Source organism: Taklimakanibacter lacteus, assembly GCA_003576695.1.
Lineage (GTDB): Bacteria > Pseudomonadota > Alphaproteobacteria > Rhizobiales > Aestuariivirgaceae > Taklimakanibacter > Taklimakanibacter lacteus.
In genome coordinates this window covers 369,703-380,739 of sequence record QOZQ01000002.1, presented here as the reverse complement: position 1 = coordinate 380,739, position 11,037 = coordinate 369,703, and the positions used below count along the sequence as shown (strand labels likewise).

Sequence of the window (11,037 nt, the reverse complement as noted above, 5' to 3'; positions counted from 1 at the left end):
TGTCGCGTAGGATGAGAGAACAGCATGAGACTTCGCACAGGCCCCTCACCCTTCCCGCCGCTTTGCGGCTGGCCCCTTCCCTCTCCCCGCTTCGCGGGGCGAGGGTATTGAGCGAAGTCGTCACGAACCCTCTCCTGCAGCACAGAAGCGTGTCAGCAGCTTCACCATGTCATCCACCGCCTTGACGCCTTCGCTCTTGGTTTCCTCGTGACTGGGGCTGGCGCCCTCGATCCCCGCGCCGAGATTGGTGATGACCGAGAGGCCCGCAACCTTGAGGCCGAAACGGCGCGCCAGGATGACTTCCGGCACCGTCGACATGCCCACCGCATGGGCGCCCCAGGATTGCGCCATGCGGATCTCGGCCGGCGTCTCGAAGCTCGGGCCCGAGAACCAGACATAGACCCCCTCGTGAAGCTCGATGGCTTCGGCCCTGGCGGCGGCGCGCAAGGCATCGGCGAGCTTCACGTCATAGGCCGCGGTCATCGGCACGAAGCCCTTGTCGCCCTCTTCGCCGATCAACGGATTCATGCCGGAGAAATTGATGTGATCGGTGATCAGCATGATGCTGCCCGGCCGCATCTTGGGCTGAAGCGAGCCCGCGGCATTGGTGAGGATGATTTGGGTGACGCCCAGCAACTGCAGCGACTCGATCGCCGGGCGCATCACCGCGGCGTCCCCCTTCTCATAGGGATGGCCGCGCCCGCGCAGCACGAGCACCGGCTTGCCGGCGAGCAGACCGGCGAAGACTTCGCCCGAATGTCCGGAGATTTTCGGCTGCGGGAATTCCGGCAGGTCGCGATAGGGAATGCGCAGTGGTGCCGTCACCGCGTCGGCCACCGGCCCCAGGCTCGACCCCAGGACGATCGCAGTCTCTGGACGCAGCGTTCCCAGCCTTTGCCGCAATATGTCGACGGCCCTGATCATGCGAGATTCTCCGGCCCGAAGGAGGATGGCAGCAATTCCTCGAGCGTGAAGCTCTTCTTCACCATGCCCGTCTCGTCGCAGACATGGATGGCGAGACCGGGGCTTCCGAATTCGCGCAATTTCTGCCGGCAGCCGCCGCAGGGCGTCACCAGCCCCTCGCCTGCGCCGACCACGGCCGCCTCGACGATCTTGCGACCACCGGCCAGGACCATCGCCGCGACGGCGCCGGCTTCGGCGCAGGTGCCTTGCGGATAGGCGGCGTTCTCGACATTGCAGCCGGCATGGATGGCACCCGTCTCATCCTTCACCGCCGCACCTACGAGGAAGCGCGAATAGGGCGCGTAAGCCTTTGACCGCGCTGCGACGGCCGCGGCAATGAGGGGTTTGTCCGCCATTATTTTTCCTTCACATAGGGCACGCCGCCGGCCTTGGGAGCGACAGCATGGCCGATGAAGCCCGCCAGCAAGACGACGGTCAGAATATAGGGCACTGCCTGCATGAGCTGCACCGGCACGGTGCCGATGCCGGCAATCGGCACGCCCTGCAATCTGATGGAGATGGCATCCAGCACACCAAACAGGAGACAGGCCCACATGGCCGGAACGGGGCGCCATTTGGCGAAGATGAGTGCCGCCAGCGCGATGAAGCCCTTGCCCGCCGTCATATGCTCGATGAAGCCGGCGCTCTGCGCGATCGAGAGATAAGCGCCGGCGAAGCCGCAGAGAATGCCGCAACAGGCGACAGCGGCATAGCGCATGGACGGCACCGAGATCCCGGCGGTGTCGACGGCGGCGGGATTCTCGCCCACCGCCCGGAGCCTGAGGCCGAAGCGGGTGCGGTAGAGCAGCCACCAGGTGATCGGCACGGCGAGGAAGGCCAGATAGACGAGGATGTTCTGGCCGGAGAGGATCTGCGAATAGATCTGTCCGAGCACCGGCACGCCGCGCAAGGCGTCGGCGAAAGGCCAGGCATAGCCCATGAAGCGCGCGTCATTGGTGAGCTGCGGCGTCTGGCCGCCGAGTTTGAACCAGGTCTCGCCCAATTGCGCAGTAAGGCCGGCGGCGATGAAATTGATCGCCACGCCGGACACGATCTGGTTGCCGCGATGGGTGATCGAAGCGAAGCCGTGGATCAGCGCGAACAATACCGAAGCCAGGATGGCGGCGAGAAGACCCAGCCAGGCGGAGCCGGTGAGGGCGGCAATGGTGCCGGCGGTGAAGGCGCCAACCAGCATCTTGCCTTCGAGGCCGATATCGAACACCCCGGCACGTTCGGAATAGAGACCGGCAAGACAAGCGAAGAGCAGCGGCACCGAGAAGCGGATCGCCGAGCCTGACACCTGGGCTATGAGATCGAGCCATTCCATGGCGTTACTGTTTCAGCTCCCAAACCCGTTCAATTACCCAATCAATGGATCCCGGCTTTCGCCGGGATGACGGTAGAGTGGGGTATCCACAATCTTTCCATCGCATCACTAAGCCTCCCTCGCCTTGAAGCGTGAGCCCTGGAAGAGCCGCGCGATCTGCGGGCGGAACATGTGCTCGAGCGCGCCGGCGAAGAGGATGACGAGGCCCTGTATGACCACGATCATGTCGCGGGTGACAGTCGGCTTGTCGAAGGAAAGATCGGCGCCGCCCTGATAGAGCGCGCCGAACAGAATGGCGGCGAGCACGATGCCGAAAGGATGCGAGCGGCCCATCAGCGCCACCGCGATGCCGACGAAGCCATAGCCGGCGGTGAATTCGAGCAGCAATCGGTTCTGCGATCCCATGATCTCGTTGAGCGCCAGGAAGCCCGACAGCGCGCCCGAGATCAGCATGGCGATGATGATGAGACGCGGCGGCTTCATGCCGGCATAGGTGGCGGCGGCCGGATTGGCGCCGAGCACGCGCAATTGATAGCCGAGCGTCGTGTGCCAGAGCATCAGCCAGATGACGACGGCGCAGATCAGCGCCCAGAGGAAGGACAGGTTGAGCGGCGAGCGGGCGATCTCGATGCCGAGGCCGGCGAAGACATCGTGGATGAGCGGCAAATGGGCATTGGGATCGAAAGTGCGGGTCTCGGGATTCATCGATCCCTTGGGTGACATCACATTGACGAGCAGATAGATCATCAAGGCGGAGGCGATGAAATTGAACATGATGGTGGTGATCACCACATGGCTGCCGCGCTTCGCCTGCAGATAGGCCGGGATGAAGGCCCAGGCGGCGCCGAACAGCGCCGCCCCTATGATGGCGAGCGGGATGACGATCACCATCGGCAGGAAGCCGAGCGGCAAGCAGACCAGCGCCACGCCCAAGCCCCCCAGATAGGCCTGGCCTTCGGCGCCGATATTGAACAGGCCGGCATGGAAGGCGACGGCGAAGGCAAGCCCGGTGAAGATGAAGTTCGTCGTGTAGAACAGCGTGTAGCCCAGTCCCGAACCGTAGCCGAAGGCGCCGTTCAGCATGATGCCGACGCTTTCGATCGGCGATTCGCCAATGGCGAGGAAGACAAGGCTGGTGACGAGGAAGGCGGCGATGAGGTTGATCAGCGGAATGAGGCCGAGATCGACCCAGCGCGGCAATTCTCGCGACGGCCCGCTCATGCCGCCGCCCCTGCCATCATCAGGCCGATCTGCTTCTCCGGCGTCTCGGGCGCGCATTCGCCGGTGATGTCGCCGCCGCACATGACCAGCACGCGGTCGGCAAGCCCCCTGATCTCGTCGAGCTCGACGGAAACCAGCAGCACCGCCTTGCCGCGGTCACGCATGGCGATGAGGCGCTTGTGGATGAATTCGATGGCGCCGATATCGACGCCGCGCGTCGGCTGGCCGACGATCAGGAGATCGGGGTCCTGCTCGATCTCGCGTGCCAGCACGATCTTCTGCTGATTGCCGCCGGAAAACAGGCCGAGACGCAGATTGGGGTCCTGCGGCCTGACGTCGAAATCCTGCATCTTCTTCTCGGTATCGGATCTGATGGCGCGGCGATCCTGGAAGATGCCCTTCTGGTAGAGCTCATCACCGTGATAGCCCAGGATCACATTCTCGCAGGCATCGAAGGATGTCACGATACCGAGGCGGTGGCGGTCCTCCGGCACATGGGCGAGCTTCTGGGCGCGGGCTTCCGCCGCATCGCAGGGCAGAGGCTTGCCATTGAGCCGTATCTCGCCTGAGGAAGGCGGCCTGATGCCGGTGATCGCTTCCAGCAATTCACTCTGGCCGTTGCCCGCCACACCGGCAATGCCGACGATCTCGCCGGCGCGCACCACGAAAGACACGCCGTTGACCTTGGTCGTGCCGGAGGCATCCTTCACCACGAGATTCTTCACTTCAAGCACCGTGCGGCCGGGTTCGCGCTCGGATTTGACGACCCGCAGCAGCACGCGTCTTCCGACCATGAGCTCGGCGAGCTGCTCGGGCGATGTGTCCGCGGTCGCGACCGTCGAGATCATCTCGCCGCGGCGCATGACCGAGACACGGTCGGTGACCGCCATGATCTCCTTGAGCTTGTGGGTGATGAGGACGATGGTCTTGCCCTGCGCCTTGAGCTGCCTGAGGATGCGGAAGAGATGATCGGCCTCACTGGGGGTGAGCACGCCGGTCGGCTCGTCGAGGATGAGCACGTCGGCGCCGCGATAAAGCGCCTTCAGAATCTCGACACGCTGCTGCAACCCGACGGGAAGATCATCGATGACCGCATCGGGGTCGACCTGCAGACCATAGTCCTTCTCGAGACGCTCCAGCTCGCGGCGCGCCTTGGCGAGCCCGCTATTGAGGACGAAGCCGCCCTCGGCGCCGAGAACGACATTCTCGAGCACCGTGAACTTGCCGACCAGCATGAAATGCTGATGCACCATGCCGATACCGGCCTTTATGGCATCGGTGGGGCTCATGATGCGCGTCACCTCGCCGTCGACACTGATCTCGCCGGAATCGGCCTGGTAGAAGCCGAACAGGATCGACATCAAGGTCGACTTGCCGGCGCCATTCTCGCCGACAATGCCGTGAATGGTGCCCTTCCCGATTTCGAGCGAGATGTCCCTGTTGGCGTGGACAGGCCCGAAGCGCTTGTCGATATGGGCAAGCGCGATGGCGGGAGGTGCCGCCATCGCCTTGGTGGATGCCATTATCCGGACCCGGTCAATAGGGGCAGGCCGAATCCGACATGTAATCGTGGACCTGGACCGTGCCGGCCTTGATGTCGGCCTCGGCCTTGTCCACCGCCGCCTTCATTTCGGGGGTGATCAGCGGCTTGTTGTTGTCGTCGAGCGCCCAGCCGACGCCGCCTTCGGCGAGGCCGAGCACCGTGACGCCAGCCTTGAAGGTACCGTCCTGGCCGGCCTTGAAGACATTGTAGGTCGCTACGTCGACGCGTTTCAGCATCGAGGTCAGCACCTTGCCCGGATGCAGGCCGTTCTGGTTCGAATCGACGCCGATGCCGAGCTTGCCGGCATCCGCCGCCGCCTGCAGCACGCCGATGCCGGTGCCGCCGGCCGCGTGGTAGACGACATCGGCGCCACGGTCGAATTGCGACTTGGCGAGCTCACCGCCCTTCACCGGATCCGTCCAGGCAGCACCCGTGGTCCCGGTCATGTTCTGGAAGACCTCGTCATCCTTGGCGGTGGCCTTGACGCCGCCGACATAGCCGCAGGCGAAGCGGCGGATGAGCGGGATGTCCATGCCGCCGACAAAACCGACCTTGCCCGTCTTCGACGCAAGTGCCGCCAGCACGCCGACCAGGTAGCTGCCTTCATGCTCCTTGAACACGATGGAGGCGACATTCGGCGCATCGACCACCATGTCGATGATGGCGAAATGCGTATCGGGGAACTCGGCCGCGACCTTCTTCACCGCCTCGGCATGGCTGAAGCCGATGGCGACGACCGGCGAAAATCCGCGCTCGGCGAATTTGCGCAGGGCCTGCTCGCGCTGGCTGTCATTCTGGATCTCGAAATCCTGGAAAGCGATGCCAGTGTCGGCCTTGAACTTCTCGGCCCCCACATAAGCGCTTTCGTTGAAGGATTTGTCGTTGCGGCCGCCGAGATCGTAGACGACCGCCGGCTTCACCTCGGCCGCCAAGCTCGCGCCCGCCATCAATGCCGTCATGGCAACGGCCGCAAACAGCTTCCTGATCATTTAGAACCTCCCTGAGGGTTTTATCTTTGCTCCAGCTTGAGCGCGGAACCGGCGATCGAGGAACCTGCCCCTCCGGCCCGGCGTTCAAGCCTTCGACCCGGGCCACCCGGCACCAGGATTGCCCCAGTTTGACGCCAGACTCGCGTCATTTGCAAGGAGCCTGAAGAATAACCCACGGCTGCAATGCCTTGAAATAAGGCGCCTCCCGCAACATATTAGCCATAACCGTCCGGTGCCTCACGGGGGCCGGGCAAGTGAGCTGCTTTTTGAAGGGCCCGTCATGACTCGCCTGTCGCTGTTCTCCAGCCCGTATCTGCTCGGATTCGACGATTTCGAACGCATCGTGGACCGCGCGGCCAAATCGGCGAATGACGGCTATCCGCCCTATAACATCGAACGCGTCGCCAGGGCCGACAACGCGCCTGAGAAATTCCGCATCACGCTGGCGGTCGCCGGCTTTTCGCGTGACGAGCTTGAAATCACGATCGAAGAGAACCAACTCATTATAAGGGGCCGGCAAGTGGATGACGGCTCCCGGGCCTACCTCCACCGCGGCATTGCCGCCCGCCAGTTCCAACGGGCTTTCGTCCTGGCGGAGGGTGTCGAAGTGAAAAGCGCCCAACTGGAGAACGGTCTGCTCGCCATCGATCTCGAGCGGCCGGAACCGCAGAGGATCGTGCGTAAGATCGACATCAAAGGAGTCTGAGCCATGACCGGACCCGAAACCGAGAAGAAATTCGAGATCGCCACCGAAGAGCTGGCGGTGCTGGGCAATGGCGCGCTCGGCTATATCCGCGAAATCGAGCCGGGCAATGCCGCCAAGCTGCTCGGTCCGCAGAAGATCAACGTGCCAGGCGATATCAGGCTCTACTGCCTCTATGGCGCCGACGGCACGCCGATGTCGATTTCGGCGAGCTTCGAGGCCGCTTTCGCGGCGGCGCGCGAGCATGAGCTGACGCCCGTCACGGTGCATTGAGCAGTTTGTCAAAGAAGACCGGAACGCCCTTTCGGGAAATCGGAAGGGCGTTTTCGTTTGTGGGCGGCGTCCCACCCCAATCCGTCATCCCGGCGAAAGCCGGGACCCATTAAATCGTTGAAGCGCGGGCAGCGCCGCCCGGTTGATCTTATTCAGGGGGTCCCGGCTTGCGCCGGGATGACGGACGCGGGAATCACGCCGCGTGCGGGGTCGCGGCGGGCTCGGTGAGGATGGCGTAGAGGCCTTCGGCCGTGTCGGTGCCGCGCAGTTTGGCCACGACATCGTGATCGCGCAAAAGGCGTGAAATGCGGGCGAGCGCCTTCAGGTGATCGGCGCCGGCATGCTCGGGCGCCAGCAGCAGGAAGACCAGATCGACCGGCTCGTTGTCGACAGCGTCGAATTCAACCGGCGCAGCGAGCCTGGCAAACAGGCCGTAGACGCGCGTCAGCGTCGGGATCTTGCCATGCGGGATGGCGATGCCGTGGCCGAGACCGGTGGAACCCAGCTTCTCGCGCTGCAGCAGTGTCTCGAAGATCACCCGGTGATCGATGGCGGTGAGTTTGCCCGCCGCGTGCGCCACTTCCTGCAGAAGCTGCTTCTTGTTCTGCACCTTGAGGCTCGGCAGGACCGATTGGGAATCGACGATCTCGGCTAAATTCATTTTCGCATTGTTCCTTGTTGCGCTCTGGGGCAAGCGGCGGCCGCTCAGGCCGCGCCGAGATGGGGATCGATCCAGCCGATATTGCCGTCGGGACGGCGATAGACGACATTGAGACCGCCGTCGCGCGCATTGCGGAACAGCAGAAACTGCCCGGTGGAGATATCGAGCTGCATCACGGCCTCACCCACCGAAAGTTCCGGCACATCGGCGGAGCTCTCCGCGATGATGACCGGGTTGAGATCGCTCGGCTCCTCGGCATCGTGCTCTCCCGCGCTGGCAATGACATAGTCCGCGGCAGCGCGCCGGCGCACAGGCTCGACGCGGCTGTCATTGTGATCCTTGAGCCGGCGCTTGTAGCGCCTGAGCTGCTTCTCGAGATGGCTCGCCGCCTTGTCATAGGACGGCATGGCTTCAGGACCATGGCCATGCGCCTGCAGCACCAGTCCCGTGGCCAGATGCAAGGTGCAGTCGGCGGTGAACTGCGAACGCTGTTTCTCAAGCGTGACATGGGCGGAGACGGTGCCGTTGAAATACTTCTCGGCGATATCGAAAATCCGATTCTCGATATGCGCCCGTAATGCTGCGCCAATGTCCAGATTTTTGCCAGTGATCTTGACCTGCATGTTACCTGACAGTGCTTATCGACTTGGCCCATCCAATGTGGGCGGTGCGGCGTCCGACGTCAACTGCCGAAAGGTCCTTATACCGGCTTTCGGCTTCCGCTATGTCACAGAGAGGACCAGCCCCCTCAAAACGGCGCGGAAACTAGTCGCGGGCTCATGCGAAGTCAACCTTATTCGGCAGCTCCGGAAGGGCCTCACGCGCCAAAGGCATTCTTCTCGCGCCGGCGTTGCACCGATGACGGAATTCCAAGCGTTTCCCGGTATTTAGCGACAGTCCGTCGGGCGATATCGACGCCTTCCGCCTTCAGCATGTCGACCAGCGTATCGTCGGAGAGGATGTTGCCCCTGGTCTCGCGCTCGATGAGCTCGCGCAGGCGGTGGCGGACGGATTCGGCCGAATGCGCCTCGCCACCTTCGGCCGAGCTGATCGCGGTCGTAAAGAAGTACTTGAGCTCGTAGATGCCGCGCGGTGTCGCCATGTATTTGTTCGAGGTGACGCGGCTCACCGTAGATTCATGCATCTCGATCGCTTCCGCCACGGTCTTGAGATTGAGCGGGCGCAGTTGCTGCACACCATGCACGAGGAAGGCGTCCTGCTGGCGCACGATCTCGCGCGCCACCTTGAGGATCGTCTTGGCGCGCTGATCGAGGCTGCGCACCAGCCAGGTGGCGTTGGCGTGGCATTCGGAGAGATAGGTCTTGTCTTCCGAGCGCACGGCGCCGCGCGAGACCTGCGCCATATAGCGGTTGTTGACGAGAACGCGCGGCAACGTGTCATTGTTGAGCTCGACCAGCCAGGTGCCGTCGGGTGCTGGCCTCACCGACACGTCCGGCACCACCGGCTGCACCGGTTCCGAGCCGAAGACGTGGCCGGGCTTGGGATTGAGCCGGCGCAATTCGGCGATCATGTCGCGGATATCGTCGGCATCGACCTTGCACAAAGTCCGGAGTGCGGCGAAATCGCGTTTGGCGACGAGATCGAGATGATCGAGGAGGATCATCATTGCGGGGTCGAGGCGGTCAAGCTCCTTGAGCTGCAGCTCGAGACATTCCTTGAGATCGCGGGCGAAAACGCCCGGCGGATCGAAACCCTGGAGAATGCCAAGCACGCGCTCGACATGGCCGGTGCCGGTGCCCAGCATCTCGGCCACCTGGGAGGGATCGCTCGTCAGGTAGCCCGCCTCATTCACCATGCCGATCAGATTCTGGCCGATCAGCCGATCGGCAGGATCGGCCAAAGCGAGCGTCATCTGCTCGGTCAGATGCTCGGCGAGAGTTTCCTCACGGGTGAGGGTCGCGCCGATATCGAGATCGTCCTGATCGAGCGACACCGAGCGCGACGGCTTGAGCGACGACCAGCCCGAATCCGCCGGTCCCGCCGGGGCCCGATTGGCGGCGTCGGCGCGGCTTTCGCCCTGATAGACATTGTCGAGATCGGTATCGAGGGTGGCGAGCCGTTCTTCGGCGCTCGCCCCATCCTTCAGGGCGCTGGCGACATCGCGCTCCTCGGACACCTCACTCGCGGCCTGGACCTCGCGCTTCTCGTCGCGCTCCAGCAGCGGGTTCTTCTCGAGCTCGCTTTCGACGAAGGCCTGCAGCTCAAGGTTGGACATCTGCAGCAGCTTGATTGCCTGCTGCAGTTGCGGTGTCATGACCAGGGACTGGCCCTGCCTGAGTTCCAACCTCGGAGTCAGCGCCATTCAGCGCACCTTCACTGCCTTCCTGTCCGGGCCCTTCCGCGTCATCGGAAAACAGGCCCTTATGGCGGTGGGCGTAGCATAGCTCGTTTTAAAATGCACTAAAGCCCGGCTACGCGCCTGCGGAATAGCTTCCTCTTGGAGGACCTCCCGTAGACAACAAAAAGTTACAGGCTGAAACCTTCGCCGAGATAGAAGCGGCGCACATCGGCATTGTTGACGATTTCGGTGGGCGTGCCCTCGGTCAGGACCTCGCCCTCATGGATGATGAGCGCGCGATCGATGAGCTCGAGGGTCTCACGGACGTTGTGATCCGTAATAAGCACCCCGATTCCCCGAGCGGTAAGCTGTCGCACCAGCTGGCGTATATCACCGATCGCAATCGGATCAATTCCGGCGAAGGGCTCGTCGAGGAGCATGAATTGCGGACGGGAAGCGAGGGCGCGGGCGATTTCCACGCGGCGACGCTCGCCGCCAGATAGCGCCACAGCTGGCGAATGTCGTAGATGCGAGACGGAAAACTCATCGAGCAACTCACGCAACTCACTTTCGCGCCGCTTGCGGTTGGGCTCGATGAGCTCCAGCACGGCACGAATATTGTCCTCAACCGTGAGACCGCGAAAGATCGAGCTTTCCTGGGGCAGATATCCGATACCGAGTCTCGCCCGCTGATACATGGGCAAAGTGGTGATATCCATCCCATCGAGGCTGATCGTGCCCTGGTCCGCCGCGATCAGACCGGTGATCATGTAGAACACCGTCGTCTTGCCGGCGCCATTGGGTCCAAGCAGCCCCACGGCCTCGCCACGCTTCACGGACAGGTTGACCCCCCTGACCACCGGCCGGCGCCCGAAGCTCTTGCGGAGCCCGATGGCGACCAGACCGTCGTCAGGCGCGGACTCAACGGTGCGCGGCTCTGAAGCCTGCTCCGTCGTCCGCCGTCCGCGACCTGAAGCCTTGTCCGACTTGCGGGGCCGCGCGACCGTCATTGCCTCACCGTTCTGCGTCACCTGATTACCGCCCATTTAGATTAATAT

General features: G+C 63.1%; 12 protein-coding genes. 2 read left to right on the top strand and 10 right to left on the bottom strand.

Annotated features, from left to right (window positions below; genetic code table 11):
- Nucleotides 1-120: 120 nt before the first annotated feature.
- From DT068_RS04900 to DT068_RS04875, 6 genes are all read right to left on the bottom strand, one after another.
- The gene (locus tag DT068_RS04900) at nucleotides 121-924 is read right to left on the bottom strand and encodes a purine-nucleoside phosphorylase (RefSeq protein ID WP_119388656.1); all 804 of its coding nucleotides are present in this window, start codon (nucleotides 922-924) and stop codon (nucleotides 121-123) included.
- Complete coding sequence (locus tag DT068_RS04895; RefSeq protein WP_119388655.1) at nucleotides 921-1,319, bottom strand: cytidine deaminase; 399 nt, start codon at nucleotides 1,317-1,319, stop codon at nucleotides 921-923. Before DT068_RS04895 ends, DT068_RS04900 begins: the two co-directional genes overlap by 4 nt.
- On the bottom strand, nucleotides 1,319-2,290 hold the full coding sequence (locus DT068_RS04890; RefSeq protein ID WP_119388654.1) for an ABC transporter permease: 972 nt from the start codon (nucleotides 2,288-2,290) through the stop codon (nucleotides 1,319-1,321). Before DT068_RS04890 ends, DT068_RS04895 begins: the two co-directional genes overlap by 1 nt.
- A gap of 108 nt (nucleotides 2,291-2,398) precedes the next feature.
- Nucleotides 2,399-3,511: an ABC transporter permease gene (locus tag DT068_RS04885; protein ID WP_119388653.1), complete on the bottom strand. Its 1,113-nt coding sequence runs from the start codon at nucleotides 3,509-3,511 to the stop codon at nucleotides 2,399-2,401.
- Nucleotides 3,508-5,016: an ABC transporter ATP-binding protein gene (locus DT068_RS04880; RefSeq protein ID WP_119388652.1), complete on the bottom strand. Its 1,509-nt coding sequence runs from the start codon at nucleotides 5,014-5,016 to the stop codon at nucleotides 3,508-3,510. Before DT068_RS04880 ends, DT068_RS04885 begins: the two co-directional genes overlap by 4 nt.
- A 31-nt stretch (nucleotides 5,017-5,047) precedes the next feature.
- Nucleotides 5,048-6,043 (bottom strand): BMP family lipoprotein, encoded by a 996-nt coding sequence (locus DT068_RS04875; RefSeq protein ID WP_119388651.1) that lies wholly within the window; start codon nucleotides 6,041-6,043, stop codon nucleotides 5,048-5,050.
- Between the two features lie 280 nt (nucleotides 6,044-6,323).
- Here DT068_RS04875 and DT068_RS04870 point away from each other — a divergent pair, with 280 nt between their 5' ends.
- Together DT068_RS04870 and DT068_RS04865 are read left to right on the top strand one after the other, a co-directional pair.
- The gene (locus DT068_RS04870) at nucleotides 6,324-6,749 is read left to right on the top strand and encodes an Hsp20 family protein (protein WP_119388650.1); all 426 of its coding nucleotides are present in this window, start codon (nucleotides 6,324-6,326) and stop codon (nucleotides 6,747-6,749) included.
- Nucleotides 6,750-6,752: 3 nt separating this feature from the next.
- Complete coding sequence (locus tag DT068_RS04865; RefSeq protein ID WP_119388649.1) at nucleotides 6,753-7,019, top strand: DUF1150 family protein; 267 nt, start codon at nucleotides 6,753-6,755, stop codon at nucleotides 7,017-7,019.
- Between the two features lie 193 nt (nucleotides 7,020-7,212).
- Here DT068_RS04865 and ptsN read toward each other — a convergent pair whose 3' ends face one another.
- The 4 genes from ptsN to lptB all read right to left on the bottom strand — a co-directional run bounded on the left by ptsN (nucleotide 7,213) and on the right by lptB (nucleotide 11,025).
- Nucleotides 7,213-7,680, bottom strand: a complete 468-nt coding sequence (gene ptsN, locus DT068_RS04860) for a PTS IIA-like nitrogen regulatory protein PtsN (RefSeq protein ID WP_119388648.1) — start codon at nucleotides 7,678-7,680, stop codon at nucleotides 7,213-7,215.
- Between the two features lie 44 nt (nucleotides 7,681-7,724).
- The gene (gene hpf / locus DT068_RS04855; RefSeq protein ID WP_119388647.1) at nucleotides 7,725-8,303 is read right to left on the bottom strand and encodes a ribosome hibernation-promoting factor, HPF/YfiA family; all 579 of its coding nucleotides are present in this window, start codon (nucleotides 8,301-8,303) and stop codon (nucleotides 7,725-7,727) included.
- 194 nt (nucleotides 8,304-8,497) lie between these two features.
- Nucleotides 8,498-10,003 (bottom strand): RNA polymerase factor sigma-54, encoded by a 1,506-nt coding sequence (gene rpoN, locus DT068_RS04850; RefSeq protein WP_119388646.1) that lies wholly within the window; start codon nucleotides 10,001-10,003, stop codon nucleotides 8,498-8,500.
- Nucleotides 10,004-10,167: 164 nt separating this feature from the next.
- Entirely contained in the window at nucleotides 10,168-11,025 is an 858-nt protein-coding gene (lptB, locus tag DT068_RS04845; RefSeq protein WP_119388645.1) for an LPS export ABC transporter ATP-binding protein, read from the bottom strand.
- Between the last annotated feature and the right edge of the window lie 12 nt (nucleotides 11,026-11,037).